This window comes from Mesorhizobium sp. B2-3-10 (assembly GCF_006442275.1).
GTDB lineage: Bacteria > Pseudomonadota > Alphaproteobacteria > Rhizobiales > Rhizobiaceae > Mesorhizobium > Mesorhizobium australicum.
The window spans coordinates 218,710-235,403 of sequence record NZ_VFVT01000009.1; the positions used below are offsets into that span (position 1 = coordinate 218,710).

At 59.4% G+C, this 16,694-nt stretch carries 23 protein-coding genes; 9 read left to right on the forward strand and 14 right to left on the reverse strand.

What is annotated here, in order from left to right; translation table 11 throughout:
• Positions 1 to 5 precede the first annotated feature (5 nt).
• The 4 genes from FJ943_RS25020 to FJ943_RS29745 all read right to left on the reverse strand — a co-directional run bounded on the left by FJ943_RS25020 (position 6) and on the right by FJ943_RS29745 (position 4,839).
• Positions 6 to 1,322, reverse strand: coding sequence for an ArgE/DapE family deacylase (locus tag FJ943_RS25020; RefSeq protein WP_140725852.1), 1,317 nt, complete (start codon positions 1,320 to 1,322; stop codon positions 6 to 8).
• A 41-nt stretch (positions 1,323 to 1,363) separates the two neighbouring features.
• On the reverse strand, positions 1,364 to 2,269 hold the full coding sequence (locus FJ943_RS25025; RefSeq protein ID WP_015316272.1) for a MurR/RpiR family transcriptional regulator: 906 nt from the start codon (positions 2,267 to 2,269) through the stop codon (positions 1,364 to 1,366).
• 94 nt (positions 2,270 to 2,363) lie between these two features.
• On the reverse strand, positions 2,364 to 4,031 hold the full coding sequence (locus tag FJ943_RS25030; protein WP_140725855.1) for a DUF882 domain-containing protein: 1,668 nt from the start codon (positions 4,029 to 4,031) through the stop codon (positions 2,364 to 2,366).
• 217 nt (positions 4,032 to 4,248) lie between these two features.
• Positions 4,249 to 4,839 (reverse strand): serine acetyltransferase, encoded by a 591-nt coding sequence (locus FJ943_RS29745; protein WP_181174628.1) that lies wholly within the window; start codon positions 4,837 to 4,839, stop codon positions 4,249 to 4,251.
• Positions 4,840 to 4,981: 142 nt separating this feature from the next.
• Here FJ943_RS29745 and FJ943_RS25045 point away from each other — a divergent pair, with 142 nt between their 5' ends.
• A complete protein-coding gene (locus FJ943_RS25045; protein WP_140725858.1) occupies positions 4,982 to 5,233 on the forward strand; it encodes a hypothetical protein in 252 nt (83 codons plus the stop codon).
• 21 nt (positions 5,234 to 5,254) lie between these two features.
• Here the strand turns inward: FJ943_RS25045 and FJ943_RS25050 are convergent, their stop codons facing one another.
• The 3 genes from FJ943_RS25050 to FJ943_RS25060 form a co-directional block, all read right to left on the reverse strand.
• Positions 5,255 to 5,830 (reverse strand): hypothetical protein, encoded by a 576-nt coding sequence (locus tag FJ943_RS25050; RefSeq protein WP_140725861.1) that lies wholly within the window; start codon positions 5,828 to 5,830, stop codon positions 5,255 to 5,257.
• Between the two features lie 129 nt (positions 5,831 to 5,959).
• Entirely contained in the window at positions 5,960 to 6,433 is a 474-nt protein-coding gene (locus tag FJ943_RS25055) for a hypothetical protein (RefSeq protein ID WP_140725863.1), read from the reverse strand.
• A 14-nt stretch (positions 6,434 to 6,447) separates the two neighbouring features.
• Entirely contained in the window at positions 6,448 to 6,873 is a 426-nt protein-coding gene (locus tag FJ943_RS25060; protein ID WP_140725866.1) for a hypothetical protein, read from the reverse strand.
• 151 nt (positions 6,874 to 7,024) lie between these two features.
• Here FJ943_RS25060 and FJ943_RS25065 point away from each other — a divergent pair, with 151 nt between their 5' ends.
• A complete protein-coding gene (locus FJ943_RS25065; RefSeq protein WP_140725869.1) occupies positions 7,025 to 7,342 on the forward strand; it encodes a hypothetical protein in 318 nt (105 codons plus the stop codon).
• A 195-nt stretch (positions 7,343 to 7,537) separates the two neighbouring features.
• Complete coding sequence (locus FJ943_RS25070) at positions 7,538 to 7,858, forward strand: hypothetical protein (RefSeq protein ID WP_140725872.1); 321 nt, start codon at positions 7,538 to 7,540, stop codon at positions 7,856 to 7,858.
• A 209-nt stretch (positions 7,859 to 8,067) separates the two neighbouring features.
• Here FJ943_RS25070 and FJ943_RS25075 read toward each other — a convergent pair whose 3' ends face one another.
• Positions 8,068 to 8,304, reverse strand: a complete 237-nt coding sequence (locus FJ943_RS25075; protein ID WP_140725875.1) for a hypothetical protein — start codon at positions 8,302 to 8,304, stop codon at positions 8,068 to 8,070.
• A gap of 10 nt (positions 8,305 to 8,314) precedes the next feature.
• Positions 8,315 to 8,719: a hypothetical protein gene (locus tag FJ943_RS25080; protein ID WP_140725878.1), complete on the reverse strand. Its 405-nt coding sequence runs from the start codon at positions 8,717 to 8,719 to the stop codon at positions 8,315 to 8,317.
• A 623-nt stretch (positions 8,720 to 9,342) separates the two neighbouring features.
• On the opposite strand from FJ943_RS25080, the gene FJ943_RS25085 reads away from it, so the two are divergent.
• Genes FJ943_RS25085 through FJ943_RS25095 form a run of 3 tightly spaced genes read left to right on the forward strand, consistent with a single transcriptional unit; the run spans position 9,343 to position 11,550 of the window.
• Positions 9,343 to 9,867: a hypothetical protein gene (locus tag FJ943_RS25085; protein WP_140725881.1), complete on the forward strand. Its 525-nt coding sequence runs from the start codon at positions 9,343 to 9,345 to the stop codon at positions 9,865 to 9,867.
• Positions 9,864 to 11,099 (forward strand): AAA family ATPase, encoded by a 1,236-nt coding sequence (locus tag FJ943_RS25090; protein ID WP_181174629.1) that lies wholly within the window; start codon positions 9,864 to 9,866, stop codon positions 11,097 to 11,099. Before FJ943_RS25085 ends, FJ943_RS25090 begins: the two co-directional genes overlap by 4 nt.
• Positions 11,086 to 11,550 carry a hypothetical protein gene (locus FJ943_RS25095; protein ID WP_140725886.1) on the forward strand — a complete coding sequence of 155 codons (465 nt, stop codon included), beginning with the start codon at positions 11,086 to 11,088 and terminating at the stop codon, positions 11,548 to 11,550. Before FJ943_RS25090 ends, FJ943_RS25095 begins: the two co-directional genes overlap by 14 nt.
• On the opposite strand, the gene FJ943_RS25100 is transcribed toward FJ943_RS25095, so the two are convergent.
• The 5 genes from FJ943_RS25100 to FJ943_RS25125 all read right to left on the reverse strand — a co-directional run bounded on the left by FJ943_RS25100 (position 11,521) and on the right by FJ943_RS25125 (position 15,491).
• Positions 11,521 to 12,090 (reverse strand): hypothetical protein, encoded by a 570-nt coding sequence (locus FJ943_RS25100; protein WP_140725889.1) that lies wholly within the window; start codon positions 12,088 to 12,090, stop codon positions 11,521 to 11,523. The genes FJ943_RS25095 and FJ943_RS25100 overlap by 30 nt on opposite strands.
• A gap of 731 nt (positions 12,091 to 12,821) precedes the next feature.
• The gene (locus FJ943_RS25110; protein ID WP_140725892.1) at positions 12,822 to 13,274 is read right to left on the reverse strand and encodes a hypothetical protein; all 453 of its coding nucleotides are present in this window, start codon (positions 13,272 to 13,274) and stop codon (positions 12,822 to 12,824) included.
• Positions 13,275 to 13,331: 57 nt separating this feature from the next.
• Positions 13,332 to 13,973 (reverse strand): hypothetical protein, encoded by a 642-nt coding sequence (locus tag FJ943_RS25115; protein ID WP_140725895.1) that lies wholly within the window; start codon positions 13,971 to 13,973, stop codon positions 13,332 to 13,334.
• 469 nt (positions 13,974 to 14,442) lie between these two features.
• Complete coding sequence (locus FJ943_RS25120) at positions 14,443 to 14,835, reverse strand: hypothetical protein (RefSeq protein ID WP_140725897.1); 393 nt, start codon at positions 14,833 to 14,835, stop codon at positions 14,443 to 14,445.
• A 17-nt stretch (positions 14,836 to 14,852) separates the two neighbouring features.
• Positions 14,853 to 15,491 (reverse strand): hypothetical protein, encoded by a 639-nt coding sequence (locus FJ943_RS25125; RefSeq protein WP_140725900.1) that lies wholly within the window; start codon positions 15,489 to 15,491, stop codon positions 14,853 to 14,855.
• Between the two features lie 140 nt (positions 15,492 to 15,631).
• On the opposite strand from FJ943_RS25125, the gene FJ943_RS29750 reads away from it, so the two are divergent.
• The 3 genes from FJ943_RS29750 to FJ943_RS25135 form a co-directional block, all read left to right on the forward strand.
• Positions 15,632 to 15,778, forward strand: coding sequence for a hypothetical protein (locus FJ943_RS29750; RefSeq protein ID WP_181174631.1), 147 nt, complete (start codon positions 15,632 to 15,634; stop codon positions 15,776 to 15,778).
• 18 nt (positions 15,779 to 15,796) lie between these two features.
• Positions 15,797 to 16,375, forward strand: coding sequence for a hypothetical protein (locus FJ943_RS25130; RefSeq protein ID WP_140725903.1), 579 nt, complete (start codon positions 15,797 to 15,799; stop codon positions 16,373 to 16,375).
• On the forward strand, positions 16,372 to 16,694 hold a 323-nt coding region (locus FJ943_RS25135), incomplete at its 3' end, for a pentapeptide repeat-containing protein (protein WP_210242415.1). The genes FJ943_RS25130 and FJ943_RS25135, both read left to right, overlap by 4 nt.

The following is a 16,694-nucleotide window of genomic DNA, read 5'->3' on the forward strand; positions in this document are numbered from 1 at the left end:
CCCTCTTAGCGCACGCCGCACCAGTCGATGACGGATGCCGCGAGCACCTTGGCGGTCTCGACCACCGATTCCACTTCGACATATTCGTTGGCGCCATGGAAGCCGTCGCCCGACGGACCGAAAATGACACCGTCGACACCGGCGCCGGCATAGTGCGCTGCATCGCACACGGCGACGAAGCCGCTTGTCTGAGGGGCCTTGCCGATCGCCGCCTTGCGTTTCATCAGCGACGTCACCAGCGCATGGTCGACCGGCGTGTTCATCGGCGGGAAATGCAGCCCGCCGAGCTCCCACTGGATGACAGGCGGGTTGTCGCGCAACCAGGCGTCGGTTTGCGCGAAATGATGGACGAAATTCTCGAAATCGCGGCGATAGTCGGCTGAATTCTCATCCGGCAGAAACTTCATGTCGAGATCGAGCACGGCAACATCGGGAATGATGGCCGGATTGGTCATCACCGTCGGCAGGCCGTGTTCGCCAAGGCCCGTTCCGCCATGCATGACACCGATGTTGATCGTGTTCATGCCGACCGGCAGCAGCGGATGGGACTTTGCGCGTGTCCGGTCGAGCTCGTATTGGCGGACGGCGGCAATGAACCGCGCCGCGATCTCGATGGCGTTGACACCCGGCTTCAGCCGGTCCTTGTCGTGCCGTTGCGGGTAGATTTCGTTGTAACGCAGCGCCGAATGCGCGTTGCGACCACGGATCGTCACCCGCGCCCATTCGAGCCCGCCCTCGACCGGGAGGACATCGCCCCAGGTCGGCTCGGCGACAAGCACCGCCTTGGCGAGTTTGCCCTTCTTGACCGCATCCATGGCGCCGAAGCCACCAGCCTCCTCGTCGACGACGGAGTGGACGGCCAACCGGCCTTGCAGTGTGATACCCGCCTTGCGGATCGCGTGCGCGGCGGCGACGCAAGCCGCGACGCCGCCCTTCATGTCGACCGCACCCCGGCCATAGAGCCGGCCATTCGTGATCTCACCGCCAAACGGATCGACCGACCAGTCCTTCATCTCGCCGACCGGCACGACATCGATATGCCCACACAGGATCAGGCTGCGCTCCTCGTTTCCAGCCCATTCGCCGACCAGATTGGGCCGGCCGGGCAAGGCGTCCCACTGTTCGGTCTTGAAGCCATCGTGCTTGAGGATCGGCTCCAGCAGAGCCTGGACATCCGCCTCGCGGTTGATCGCCGGATTGGCCTCGAATTTGGGATTGACCGAAGGGATGCGGACCATGTCGCGGACAAGCCCGATCAGCCAGTCGCGGTCTCTCTCGATTTCAGCCTGCACGGCATCGATGATCGTCTGGGCGTCAGCCATGGTTATTCCTTCCTCGCACCGCCGCGCCGGGCGCATTGATGCTATTTCCTGGTGGTTCTTGGTTTGGCGGTTTCGTTGTCGGACGGCGACAAGGCGGCATCGAGGGTGACGGCATTGGCGCTGCGGATCTTCTCGATGTCCTCGATGCGCTTGCGCACCCCGGCGCCATGGCCTTCCAGCGCGTGGGCGAAAACCGTCTCCATCTGAGCCACGGCGGTCGCCAGCGTGTCGAAGGGCGAGTTGGCGTCGATCGCCGCGACCATCGTCAGGTCGGCGACGTCAGCGATCGGCGACAGCCACACATCGGTGAACAGCAGGAGGGAGACGCCCCGTTCCTTCGCCTGCCGCGCAAAGCTAACCACGTCCGACTGGTAGCGCCGGTAGTCGAACACGACGAGAAGGTCGCGCTTGCCGAGGTCGATCAGCAAGTCGAAATCCGCCGGGCTCAACGAGCCGATGTCGCGCACGCCGGAGCGGAACTGCAGGAGATAGCCGGCGAGCATGGAGGCTATGTGGCGGCTGAAACGGCCGCCCAGCAGGACGACCTGGCCCTTGGTCTCGAGCAGCAAATTGACAGCGCGTGTATAGGCCTGCAGGGGGACCGCCGTGCGCGTGCGCTCCAGACTGTCGGAAACCGAATGGAAATAGGCCAGTGCCGTGCCCTCGCTGGAGCCGCCCGGGCGCTTGGCCTCCATCATCAGCAACGGCGAATGCAGTCTGGATTCGACTTCCGTCAGCAGCCGCGCCTGGAAATCGGCAAAGCCGACATATCCGAGCTTGCTCATCAGGCGGGTCACGCTCGGGTCGCTGACGCCGGCGCGTCGCGCCAGCCGGGTCGCCGTTCCCAGCCCCGACATCGGATAATCGGCGAGCAGGACCTGAACGATCTTTTCTTCCGCCGACGTGAAAGCCAAGGTGGTGTTGGCCAACTCTTCGCGGATCGACATGGTCATCGCCTCTCGCCAACGGAAAGACGATTATCTTACAATTTCATACAAGATTGTCAAATTTGGAAAGTATCTTACAGACTTGCGCGTCGACCTATCTGAATCTGGCGATGGGCAGGAATTTCACAGCGGAGCCGGTGAAGCGGCGGTGATCGGACGTCTGTCCTCGTGGCTGGAAGCCATCGAGATAGACCTGCTCCGGCGCCGTGCGGATGAAATTGGCGGCAATGACGGTCGCCGCTGTCGAGCCGGTTCCGGTGATGCGGCGCCCGGCCTCAACCGATTGGCCGGTCGGCGCCGCTGGCAGAATGACGGCGGTGGCTTCGGGATCGAGACGTGGCTGGACACGGTCGGCCTTGGGGCTGGTCCTGACACGGTCTTCAGGTTTCGATGCAGGGACTGCAATCCGCTGTCCAGCCAGCGAATCGAGGCTGTCATCGACGTGATGCGTGGCCAGCAAGGCACCGATTGCATCGGCGGATTTGGCCGCCTCCGGTTGACGCGCGGGGCCCGTCTGGTCTTGCGGTCGCCATGTCGGGACAGGGATGTTGAGCGCCAGCATGTCCGGACCGGCAATCGCGGGGGCGGCATTCATCCTGGCCACGGGATTTTCGGCACCGGTCGCGGCCGGTTCAACCCGCGCGGTGGATGCGCTGCTGGCTACGCCGAACGGCACGGCTTGCGGGATTGGAATGGTGGCGGCGAACCCGGTGCGCGGTGCGAAAGCGGGTATCGGCACCCTGCCGGGCGGCATCGCCATGACGATCGCTTCAGGCGTCTTTGCAGACGTTTCTTCGGCCGGATCGGCGGAGGGGGTCTGGACGTCCGCCCGCTGGGCTGCCTCCGACGCCACGATAGCAATGCCCTGGCCAGCCGTCTTGGAGTCGCCAGGCATCTTGGGATCACCGGCCGTTTTAGGTTCAACTGACTTGGTCGGCTTGCGTGGCGCAGGCGCCGCTTCCGCGGCATCGTCCGCTTCATCCGCGCCGCGCCCGCCCAAAAGCGTCGCCAGCAGGCCGCGCGCTGGCCTGCGTTGGCCGCGATCGGCGCTGGCCAGTTCGATGTTGGGCGTGCCGGCGGCCTTGCGTGACTCGTAGGCGGCAAACGCCTGCTCGTAGCCAGGCAACGGTTTGCCGTCGCTCGGCACATGCAGCGTGTTGCCGTTCGGGAAGACCCTGGCGAGCTCCAGGCGGCTGATGCCAGGCCAATGCCGCACATTGCCGACATCCATATGAATGAACGGCGAACCGGAGGTCGGATAATAGCCGACGCCGCCGCCCTGCATCTTCAGGCCGATGTCGCGCAACTTTTTCAGCGGCACGTCCGGCAGGAAGAAGTCCATGGCGCGGCCAACCATGTGCTGGCTTTCGCGGGCCACGCCCTTCGAACGACCGCGCAGCATGGCGTTGGTCGCCGGCGAGCGATAGGCGCTGACCACATGGATATAGGCCGTCGAGCCGCTGGCGCGGTAAGCCTGCCAGACCAGGTCGAGCAGGCGCGGGTCCATCCTGGTCGGCTCGTTGCGGCGCCAGTCGCGCAGCATGAAGTTGATCTTCTTCAGGCCCGCGTGATCGTAGCGCCCATCGCGCTTGAAGACGATCTCGGCCTTCTCGCCCGTATGAAGATGCTGAATCCGCAGGGCACGCGTCTCGGCGAACGCATCGGTGACACACATGCAAAGCAACGCCATCGCAATGGCCGGCAACCATGTCCAACGACGGGAAGCGCCGAGCGGGTTTTGTTCGCTTTCAATCCCATTCATGCCTTGCACATCGTTCCTGTTTCAGGCGATTTGACGTCTTCGCTCAGATGAGGAGCTTTCGTTCGGCACTCTCCCCGGCCATGACTTGACCAGCCGGACAGGCAGCCGTCCGACAACCCGACATGCCGAAGAACAGCATCTTGGTTAACGAATCGTGCCATGCCGAGCATGCGTTCGACCGATGAGGGCGCGCCACCGGCAAGCACTATAGACCTGTTCACATTGCCGGCGGCCATCGATTGGTGATGAAATTGTGCTGCCGCGCCTTGTCGATCGGCCTCGCGGGGACGCCGACCGCGGTGCTCCCCGCCGGAATATTCCTGGTGACAACGGCACCCGCGCCGATAAGCGAGCGGCTGCCGATCGTGACCTCTTCTACGATGCACACGTTCGGGCCGATATAGACCTCGTTCCCTATCGACGCGGATTTGCCAAGCGTCGCCCCGATCGTCACATACTGGGATATGTTGCAGTTGTTGCCGATCGTTGCCGTATGATGGACCACGCACGGGCCGCCATGGCCTATGTAGAAGCCATGGCCTATGCTGGTCTCCACGGGGATTTGTATGCCGAATTTCCTCATCTTCAGCGAGAGGAAGAGACGGGCTATCCGGCACACGACGGAATTGTCCGACTGCGCGATCCGGTGCCCGGCGCATGCCGTGACTTCATCGCCTGTCCGTGCCGGAAAGACGGTGTCACAGGCCGCGTTGTTTGCAGGGTGTCTGGTGCTGCGAGAGAGGATTGAACTCTCGACCTCTCCCTTACCAAGGGAGCCAGAACGAAGCCGGAACAGGGGCTTAAGCATTCTGACGATTCCTAACGGTGGCCTGCGACGCCTTACGGCACAAGGACGTGGCTCGCAATGCGACCCACTTGCGACCCACCGTTTTCAGCTTGCACTGCGAATCTGCGTAATCGTAGACTCCGCCTCTTTGAGGAGGCAAGCCATGGATGAACGCACCTTCCAACTTTACCGCAGCTACAAGGAAGAGCTGGGGGTCTTCACCCAGCCCTCAGCCCTGTGGTTTCTCAAAATGAAAGTGAAGCGGGAGGGCTACACGAAAGCGGAGATGAATGCGGCCTTAGCTGAAATCGAGCGCCAGAAAGTGGATACCTCGCCCATGGTGCACCTAACCCAGCGCCAGCTCGATGCGCTCCTGCTGCGCAGCTTGCCCTTTGAACTTCAAACCTCGGCCTAGGCAGAAGTGCTCCACTGCGCTCTATTGGGTGGGCGGAGTGGGGGTGCGAAGCACGGGCGCTGGTAAACATTTATAGGATTTGGCGGACTGGAGGGCGGCGTCGAGATTATAAGTTTGCTTAGTTCCCCACGGCTCAACAAGAGTTCCGTCCTCAATTTCCGCTGTGCAGTTCATGCCGGTTTCAGCACGTCTACGCATGTCGCCACGAGCGCCCTCCAAAGCCCCCACCAGTTCATCAATCACCTTCTCGGCGGCTGCGAAGCGGGAGGCGGCGTAGGCTTCCACAATTTGCGTCGCTTGGTCGGTGACATTATCGCCACCAGATGTCTCAAACAGAGCCGTCAATTCGCATACTACTTCCCCCGCCGCGCTCACGTCCTCCGGCTGGGCGTCTTTACCCATAGCAATATTCCAAGCCTGTACGGCTTCAGAAACCGTCCCCTTCTTCGGCCCTCTCAATCCGCAACCACAGACAACTAGAAAACCGTTCTTGCTAGTTTCCGTTCGGTTCTCGCGCGAAGGCCCAAAGGGCATTGTCTGGGCTTTTTTTCCGCATCCGCACGGTTTTAGGTTATCGCTCATCGCGCTTGCTTTCATTCATTGCTCTAAGCCGCGCGACGATGTCGGCGGGCTGGTAGTTCTCGTCTCTCATTCGGTCGAGGGGATTAGCTGGCGCTTCCGGTCGCTTCGGCTCTAGGGCTTGAAGGAACGAAAGCTGGTCCATGGCTAGAGGTAGCCTGCCGCTTCAACTCCGTCCTCTCGGAAGAACAGCCAGAAATCCAACAAGGGGTGTTTCTCGCGCATCGCAACTAACCACGCCTCGGGCGGGCTCCACGCCGTCTCGAAATAGACGTCTATCGAATCCTCGTCCGCCTCGTTGACCTGAAGTTCGCAGGCATCCCATTTGGTGCCCCACTTTTCGCAATGCCAGTCATACCAGTTGCTATGGCCCGTCTCGGCAATTGCTTGGTCAATTCGCGTTTTCTGCTCGGACGTTGGGTCGCTAGGGGGTGGTGCGCTTATACCCTCAAGGATAGCAGGCATCGGCAGTGTCTGCTGGAATAAGCCCGCCCACTCGGCCTCCGAATTTTCCTTTGCCGCGTTGTTTACAATCGTAATGAAGGCGCCCATGGCCTTCATCGCTTCTTGGCTGTCGTCTACCGGAGTAATCCGCAGCTCGTTTGAACACCAGTTTGGCACATGCTTGCCTCCCCTTAAGCCCGCGCAACGGCGCGGCTGTTGAGGTGCTCAGCTTGCCGCTTGGCGGCTGCCGCCATCCCCAGCAACACATCGTCAATCTCGGACACGTTGCCGAGCTTGGTGACGATGGCGAGAGCCACATCGCTGGCATGGCAGTCAAGGCCGGTAAGCTGGCCGTACTGGTCGAAAGTCGCTTCCGCGAGAACGATGGGCTTGGCGAAGGCGCCGCTGATGACACCACCGCGAGGGTGGTCCCACTCGAAGCCACTGGCGGTCAGCGTAGTCTCCAGAACAAAGGAGGTGGAATAGCCAACCTTGTCTCCGTTCCAGAAGTCGGGGGTTTCCTCCACGTCTTCGCACGAGATTTCTTCGGTGGTCAGGCGCAAACCCATGTCCTGTTCAACATCTTGGGTATATTGGTAAAGGCGGTCGGTTCTCATGTTTTCTCTTTCGTTGTGGAAGAATCTTGCGCCGACTATTAGTAGTTGTAAATACTTTTTGCTATAATTCTATCCACACCTAAACATCTCACCATCTTGCCCTGTACCGGAATAAGCCTATAACCACCGTATTCCCTGCCGGAGATTCGAAATGGCCAAGCTTCCCGACCTGTCCAGCCTTTCCCTTGATGAGCTGAACGCCCTGATAGCCGAAGCCACCAAGCTGCGGGACGAAAAGGTGCAGGTTCGCCGCGCCGAACTCCTGAAGGAACTGGAAGCCCTGGGTGGCCTGCCTTCTGGCGGCAAATCCAAGCCATCGGCGGAAGGCCGAACCCGCTCCTCGCCGCGCGTCCAGTTCCGTGGCCCGAACGGTGAGGAATACACCAATCGCGGGCCGCTGCCGAAGTGGGCGCGCGACCTCGGCATCAAGGACAAGGCCGGGCTGGAAAAATACCGCGTGGCTGAATAACCCCCTCAATCTCTCGGCCTGAGTGCAGAATCTGAGGCCGTGGAAAACCTGGCGCTCCCGGTGCTGCCCAGCATCCGCCCGCACTTGGGAGGATGTGGGTGGGTCTCTGTAAGAGACGGGCGCAATAAACCCTTCCTACCCGTTGTACGTTGCTTAAGTGGCCTGTACGCTCGCCTCTTTCCTTGGGGGTGATTTATGACCGCATTCATCGTTATCCTGGTCCTCGTCGGCGTCGGCGTGGGTATCTGGCAATATTCGAAGGCGCAGGAACGGCGGGAAGAATATGAGGCGCGAATGGCTGAACGGAAGCGCGATGCAGCCGCTTTCGAATTCAACATCAAAAACCGGGCCATCCACCAAACAGGCAAATCAGCTGGCAAGTCCGGCCCCTACTACAGCAGCCCCAGCAGCGCCCCGCAATCCCACGCCAGCCGGGCGGCAGAGGCAGCGGCACAGGCGCGGAGCCACAGCATGACGCCCGAAGAACGTTCGCGGGCGGCGCGGGAGCGGAAATAGCTGCGGCGCAAAAGATGCCCCTCCGATTTGAAGGGGCAATGTGGGCGCACTCTGGTGGGACTTTTCCTGCGAAGGCAGCGGCAGTCCAGACATTCACCCAGCTGGCAGCGGGGCCGATCCCGCTGATTTCCAGACAGGCTCGCGAGGGTGAGGTGCATTGACACGGGTTCACGATGTTATCGCGCCCGCTCTCAGTCTCGGCTCCCCTCCTAGAAGGGAAGGTCTTCCGTGAAGTAGTGCGGTTCCCAATGGGGCCGCAGCTCCAAAGTCTGCTGTATCGCTACCATCTGGCCGGTAGTGAAGGTGCTACCCTCCAGCACGAATTGCCGGATGCCGTCGATGGGTTCGGGCTTGGGCTGCGCCGGTTTGGCGACGCCGTCCTTGTCCAGGTAGATGTCGTATACCGCAGGATGCGGTTCGGCCTCGAAGTAGAACTCCAGAATCATGGCGGAGCCCTCAGCTGAGAAGGACGTTGATGCGATACCGGGCGTGGTACTCGAACGCCTCAATCAGGCATTCCAGCGTCGGCCCGATCCCGCTATCGAGGCGTATAGCCTGCTCCTTCAATTCGGTCAGCCGTGCAGCGATCGCGCCGCAGTGCCGGTACCGAATCTGCCCATAGTGGCCAGAGGCAGGCTCAAGTCTCGCATAGACGAACAAGGCGTCGTCCGGCGTCTTTTCCCAAAATCGGGGCTGGTAGTCGCCCTGCTGTGGTTCCGGCTTGGTTGCCGGTGAGCAGCCGCAGGGACAATGCGCAAGGTATCCAGCGGCTTTAAAGAGAGCGGTGTAGGGCCGATAGAAGTCACGGATATGCAGGCTCCGCTCTCCGGCTCCGATACGAAGTCGAACGAAAGTGCTCATGGTGTTTCTCCGTGGGATGGTCGGGGAGGATTACGCAGTCCCCGTGCTGCGGCAGGTCACCGCCTATTCTTTCCTGCTGGCGGAGATGGGATCACCTCCCTCCTGTTGGTAAAAGGGCTTCCACCCTCGGCAATAATCGCATTCGACCTGGCACCGCTTGCACGGCCGGCTGAAGTCGATGTGCTCGGCGCGGGGGTCGGGGACGTTGATAGGCTGCTCGTCAGTGGGCGGCGCCCGTGGTTTCAGCATCGCTGCTCCTTAAACGTGAGGGGGATTTACCCTCACATCCTGAGTCAGGTGCGGAATCTCGGCAATTAATTTAATGATGAATTACGAGGTTTTACGACGTCTAAAAGTATACCGAAATTTTCCTTGCCACGTTTTATAGGTTACGGCATCGTTTCGTTAAGGGCAGCACGCCACCGCGTAACAGGTTTTCTTTATTGTACCTGCTGCCCCCGCGATTTTCCCCCGCATACAATGAGCGCAAACAATGAAAGACAGCCAATGTGTGCCACCATATCCGTGTAAAGAACTGGTCTAGCTACCAATCGTACAAAGACCGCCGCCCGCCATGGGTCCGGCTCCATAAAACCCTTCTGGACAATTTCGAGTATCAGTCCATGTCGGCAACAGGGCGCGCCCTGTTGCCGATGCTCTGGCTTCTTGCCAGTGAAGATGAAGACCCGATTTCTGGTTTAGTCCCCTACGATGTAACCCGGATAGCTTTTCGCTTGAGGTTGCCACTGGAAGAGGTTCGGACTGGCATCGCAGAGTGCCAAGCATCTGGTTTTATTGAATGTAACGAAACCGTAACTGAACCGTACTCAATCCGTAGCTCAACCGTAACCCCAGAGGCAGAGGCAGAGGAGAGACAGAGGAGAGAAGAGACAGAGGAGCCTTCGGCCAAAGTTGGAAAATTCGCGTTTGAAGGGGTGGTTGTGAAAATCACTCATGAGCAACAGGCGAAATGGCAGGGCACCTTTTCCAGCATCAACGTTATCGAACACCTCAAGGGCATCGACGGTTCGTATGCCGCCGAAAAGGACAAGGGCGGTAACACTTCATACTGGTTCCCCCGATGTGCTCAGGCATTGGCGAAAGCCAATCAAGAGGCGCTTGGACGCAAGGGAGGGTACGCTGTATGAGCCTCCTTCCCAGCTCTCCCAATGCGGAACTCGCCCTCCTGGGCATGTTGATGGTGGACAACCGCAACGCTGCTTGCGTTGCTGACCGGCTAACACCTGAACACTTTTACGTTCCCCTCCACAGCCTTTGTTACCAGCATATTCTGGCGCTGATCGAGGACCGTAGCGAGGCCAACCCCATTACCCTGCATGAGCGAATGAAAGGCACTGAATGGGAGGATAAGGTAGCTCTGATGCCTCACCTGACCAGCATGTTTGAAGCAGCAGCGCTCGGGACTAATCCGTGGGCTTTTGGCCGGGTCATCCTGGAAACACATTTCCAGCGCTCGGCTATCGCACTGGCGGGTGATGTGACGAAATGTGCGGAGCGCAACAACCTCTCCGATTTGCTGGCGGCGCAAAAACGCCTTGCTGACCTTCATGCCGAATGGCTGGTGACGCCGGACGTTACGCCGCTCGACCAGATGCAGGACGCCTATAGCCAAGCCTCTACCGGCCAAAACATGCTCACCACGGGATTCGCGCCGTGGGACGAAGCGTTCGGCGGCCTCTTTAAGGGCGGGCGATACCTCATCGCCGGGCACGGCGGCGTGGGCAAGTCGGCCTTCGCAATCAACCTTGCGTGGAATGTAGCCAAGGCTGGCGGCAAGGTACGGTGGCTCGGGTTTGAAGATACGCCAGCGGAGCTTTGGTGGCGTATCATGGCCCGTGAATTGAGGGTGCCCATCACGTCGTTCCGTAAGGGATTGACCGAACATCAGCAAACCGTCGTGACGGGCGGCCAAGGCAGGCTCTCCGGCGCCGACTTCCTTGTGTTCTACAACACTAAGTCCATTGCGGAGCGCATAAGCCTGTGCGGCCCGTGCGACCTTATTGTGGTGGATGGTATGACCTCTTACCTAGCACCTCCTGAATACACCAAGGTGGATAAGGCGGGCTATGTGAATGACCAGTGTAAGCAACTCGCCGATAAGACCGGCGCGGCTGTCCTAATCCTTGCCCATGTTAACTCGGACTCGGTGAAGAGCGGCGCCAGCATCAGCGGCATTTACGGTGGCCAGGCGGCGACATTCGACCCGGAGGGCATTGCGGAGATACGCTGGGCTGACGGAAACGAGGCGGGGAAAATCCGCACTATCGACATGAAGATACTGAAAAACAGGTTCGGTCCATCAGGGCGCACCCTCAAAATCACGCACGAAGGCGAGTACATGACCTATGGCGAGTTTTGACCAGCGCCACTGCTGTGATGTGGCGCTCGCCCATGCTGTCGCCTCGGTCCTGCGACAGGTTGACTCTCGGAGAACAAAACAGGAACATACTCCTATCGCTTTCCAGACGGGAGAATCCGCCGTGCCAGCCCGCCACAAAGGCATTCACACCGACGGCTACCTTGACCGCTTTTGGCCGCACCACGCCGTGATTCCGTGGGAAAACTGCTGTGAGAAGAATTATGACCCTGCCCATAGTCTCGCTCACGAGATGGGCTGCGCCTCCCGTCACGTCTTCATCCGGCGCGATGACCGCGAGTATCTGGGCTTCCGGTTCAAAGAGCCGTTTCAGGCAGAGCGCATGGCGCAGGAGTTCGGCGGCGAGACCTACGACACGCTCGACCGTGGCAAGGGCAGCGGATGGGAGAAGTGGCGGAAGAAGCTAAAACGCACTGCCCTTGCAATACGTTGACTGGAAGTAGCCCAACGCTTTCTCTATCGAAGGTTTATCTCCCGCATGAAGCCATCCAATCTCGTTCCCGGAATAAAGGAGAACGCCCTCACAACCTTTCTCGGCGAGAGGTTTGCAGCTAACCGCCAGACCATCGAATGACACGATGTGCGGATCGTATTGTTGGGTTCTGGGACGCTCCGAGATCCCATGAACCTTCGAGAAGTCCAGTTCGACAACCGCCTTTTCCACAGGTGTATAAGGCGCCGCCTTGCCCTCGTATGAAGTAATCTTTGCGTCATAGTGGCAGTCATCCGTTTTGATGAACTGATATGTCGCCGATGGGACATCCACTTTGTCTGTGTGATATGTGCGGGTATAGCCAACCCTTCCATCAGTTAGCGGCTCCATTCGGAATCTTTCTCCGGGCAGACCCATTTCAACCAGTGCGGGTTCCGATCGAAGGCCGCTTAATAGGTACAGGATTGTCTCATCAGCTGTCTGCGCTGACGCCTGGTTCATTGCCATCAGACCAAGCAGTATCGTTGCGGCCACCCTCATAACCGATCTCTCCCCGTTTTCAGTGCGTTGATGCCTAGTTGCCAGAGTTTCTAGTTAAATTGCTAGTCAAAATAAGCCTGTACATCCATAATCTCGGGACTGGAATTCATCCTACCCTACAAGACGCCACCGTGCCCTCGGCCAAGGGTGACCCGCTGGGGCGTGCACTACCCAAAGACCTACACCGCATGGAAGAAGCAGGCTGAGGCCGACATCAGAAGGCTGGCCACAGCCCACTACGCAGGCCGCGTGTGCGTTGTCATAGAGTGTGTGGAGTGTCCCCCGCGTAGCGATACCCACAAGCGACGAGAGGAGCGCCTACAGAGTGGGTGGCCTCGTGGGGACGTGGACAACCTGGCCAAGGCGGTGCTTGATGCCATGACGCAGGCAGGTGTATGGGGGGATGACACACAGGTGGTCACCCTGACGTGCTCCAAGAGGTATGGTGAATCTGACCAGACTAGGGTGATATGCAGGGGTACGGACCTGTGTACGTGAAGTGGCTAGCCTCTCCCACGCAGGGGGGGTGTATAGGGGCCGTTAACAGTTTGTGAGTACGATGGTGCTTGCCAGGAACCCTGGTAGGTACTAGATAGAGTACCAGCTGAGGACCAGTGAAAAACAGCTACCTCGCCTGCAAGGGCACCACGGCGTGTGGTCGTAAGGAGGTTTCTGGTACGGTGAGTTCGAAAGAATGACACCAAGGAGTAGCCCCTGCGGGGGCTATTTTCTTATGGACGACTGACCTCCTCACCCTTGGACGTCTTGGCCACCAACGTAGCGAAGGTGATGGGCTGGAGCTTGGGAGGCAGGTTCTCCTTCTGGTAGGCGCTCACCACCGTCATCACCGCGTTCACGCGGCGCGACTCACCCTTACGCATGCTGAAGAACACCGCATACGGGGCCTCGTCAGCCACCGGCCGGAACAGCAGGTAGTTGTGGTCCTGGCTGAAGTAGGCCTTGGACGTGCCCCTGATCATCTCCGGCAGGGTTAGGGACATCTTGTAGCGAACCGGGCAGAAGCACCGCACGTCCGAGCCATCCCTGACCCTGTAGTCGGGTGTGTCTGTGACACGCCACTCGCGGGCGAAGGTGTGCAGCTGGAAGGAGACGTGCAGCTTGTACGTCTTCGCGCCCTTGCCGGTGGGCGTCACGTCCATGGTGAAGGGGTCGAGGTGCCCCATGGTGTACGTGACACCCGCTATGCGCTTATCCGGCCAAGACATCGACTCTGAGTCCCATTACTCGAAAGCATCCAGCTGGCGCTTCGCCTCGGCCGGGGTGTGTTTCTCGTTTTCGTCGTCATCCGCCTTCTCGGGCGGGTCTTCATGGTGGTAGTCCTTCGGCGCCACGTACGCTGCCGGCGCAAAGTCCTCTTCGATGGGCCAGTAACCCCAGCCCAGCAGGTTCACGAACTTGTCGCGCATCCGCCACAAAATGGTGCCGATAGCCTTGTTGGGGTCGGCGCCTGCGACCGGAATGCCCTTCAATTCAAGTGCCTCGGCGATCTGCGTCCTCGTCATCGGCTTCTGCTGTTCCGCGATCAGCGCCCTGACAACCGGCTCCATCCGCGACTTGGGCAGGTTGCGGGTCGGCCGGTCAGCCCTTTTGCTGGGGGGCGTCGTCGCGACGATCTGCCGATAGCGGAGGCGCTTCATCAGGCGCACCGCATTCCGGTGGCGGGTGGCGCCTTCCGCCAACGTCGGCGCGTCGTCCGCCAGATAATCTTTCTCATCGACCTCGGTGTCGTCATCGTCATCGGCCGCAACGTCGACATCTGCCGCGTCGTGCTTCTGAAGAAGAGCGAGCAGCAGGTCGATCTCGTCCATCTCCTTGCGAAGCCGTTCGCGCTTCAGTTGCATTTTTTCAAAAAGGGTGACCATATCCGAGTCCCACATTGAGGTGTTGGGCATATAGCGAAGGCCACCGGCAATTGCAATGGTCGCATTCTCTCGTAAAGTATGAGTTCTTGTTTTGTTCGCGGACTCCCAATTTTTCTTCCGCCGAATAATCTAACATTTTCATTGGCTTAAAAAAATTATGCGGTTAACTCGATTTCTGGAACAAATCGGGTGAAATTTAGACACCGTTGACCAACACCGCCTTCGCTACAGCCACAATCAAGGAATCAGGCACAAAAAGGCGGTCACCGACCACCTTTGGTTTGCCGCTGGAGCGCTTGGGAGTATGCCTCCCTGGCCCGCTTCTCTCTATCCTCCGCCTCGGCAAGGGCCTGCCCGAGCGGTGAATTCTTGTAGGCGGCCATGAAAGCCTGCCACGCCTTGGTACGGCGGTTCTCGGTGGCTAGCCATATATTGCGCAGGCGCTCTCGACGTGTGGCGGTAACGTCGCTCATGCAGCCTTGGCCATCGCGTAGCCGTATTCATCGCTGGTCGGCAGCTTGATATCCAGCTCGGCCGCCAGCGCCTCAATGGCGGCGAGGAACCGGGTCATCCCGTCGACATCCAGCGTAGTGGTGCTTTTCGGGTAAGTAAGCACCTGGCCGGCGACGAACTTGCGCTCGACGCCTAGCACCTTCACCTTCATCTGCTCGTGCAAGTCTTCCGGCTCGCAACCCAGATATTCGGCCATGACGCCGTACCACATCCACATTATGCGGTTCTGGGCTTGGCTGCGGACACGTTTGTAAGGCTTGATTTCAACGCTGTAGAGCGGCGAGGCCGGAAGGCGGGACACAAAGTCAGCCGCCTCCTTCCTCCGCTGCCGCGTGTCGATGATGAACAACACATCCGGTGCTCCCGTTAGAACGGGATTTCGTCATCGAACGGCGCGTCGCCAGTCACAGGCTTGGCCATCGGCGCTGGGGTGTTGCCCCCGAATCGTTCGCCGTATTCGCGGGACTTCTTGACGCGCTCGCGAAGCCAATCAGGCAGTGCCTCGAACGCCTGTTGGTTCCACGGGTCCAACTCGAACAACAACGACGGATTGTGCTGTGTCGGTTTCTGGAGGCTTTTCAGCAGCGGTGAGGCCGACACCGGATTGGCGTAGGTTTTGCTGCCGTCTGCTGACTTCGCGTGTTGGATGGTCAACATGCAGGGGACACCCAGTAGCTTCGACACATCAAAGCCTGCCTCTTCCTCGGCGGTAAAGGGTCGACCACGCCAACCTTCCAGAAACGGCCGGAGATTGCTGTTGTCGGACAGGGACAGGGTGTACTCGGCGCCCAGCGACATCGGCTTGCCGTCCTCGGTGAGGGCTACGCCGTCGCCAATCTGGTTCTCGCCGTGAAGCTCCCATACGATGCGGATTTTATGTGACCATTTTCCGTACTTCTCGCTGAAGTGGTGCCCCAGGTCTAACACCTGACAGCAGATGGCCGCGAATTGGCCCTGGGGCGCGATTTGAAAATCACCGCCTCCCCGTGTTGCAAGTAAAGCCATTATCCTTCTTTCTCTTTGTTTATATATATCCCCGTTTGGGTATAGTTATTCCAACACAGTATATTTTAGATGGCAAGAAAAAAGTATTTACAACTACTAATAAGCGTGCCAGCTTATTCTCACAACAAGGAGAAACAACCATGGATACCTATAACCCCCTGCAACCAACCTGGGCTGACCGTGTCGCGGACGCCTATTGGGCATTCCGTGCCAAGCTGGCCGAAAAGTCCCGTGAGACCGCTTTGGCTACCTGTGCTGGCCTGCTGCTGGCCGCGTTGGCGATTTAATCAAGAGAAAGCGAGGAAATGAATGCAATCAATCTGAGAACCGTAAATGTTGGAGACAAGCTGCGCCGCCGCGACGGCGAGATCGTTTTGGTGTATGAGACCGATACTACGCATATGCCGGTAAGGACGGGGCGCGACAAATCAGGATTGACCTGGTGGCACTATCCCGACGGCAGGATCAGCGAAATCTGTGACAGCAAGCAGGATATTGTAGAGGTTCTAGGGGCTATCAAGTTCCAAGCCGGAAAGCTCTACCGGACACGCAGCGGTCGCAAGGCATTTGTCGCTGCGGTGGATCACTTCGGGGAAATGAAAGGCCGTCAAGTCGCTGGATTTGTGGAGAACTGCGGCGCGATCACATGGACGCTCGATGGGCGCCATGTCGGTGGGAAAGAATCTTTTGGTGACCTTGTTGCCGAGTGGGCAGAGCCGAGGCGCGTCTCAGGCTTCTTGAACGTCGATGCCAACGGGATTGTCCGGCGCTTTGACACCCGCGCAGAGGCAGACCACCCGCTGGCCCGCAACAGCAACCGTATCGCCTGCATTCAGCTCGACGTGCTCGAAGGTCAGGGCCTCGAAGGGGAGGCAGGCCGATGAGCAAGATTATCACACCCCGGCTCCTGAAATCATGGGGCGCCTGCTCGGAAGGGTATGAGGGTTTCTGCCGCCTGTTCCCCGAAGGCGCTGACCTCAAGACTGCCACCGATGGCTTGATTGCCGACGGGCACATGAGCTGGGCCGAATGGCTGTTCAACCACGCCCGCAGCTCCGGCGATTTCGCCGCCGAGACGGCGGAAGGTTTCCTGAACACGGGCGACCAGAACACGGGCGACCAGAACACGGGCCACCGGAACACGGGCGACCAGAACACGGGCCACCGGAACACGGGCCACCGGAACACGGGCCACCTGAACAC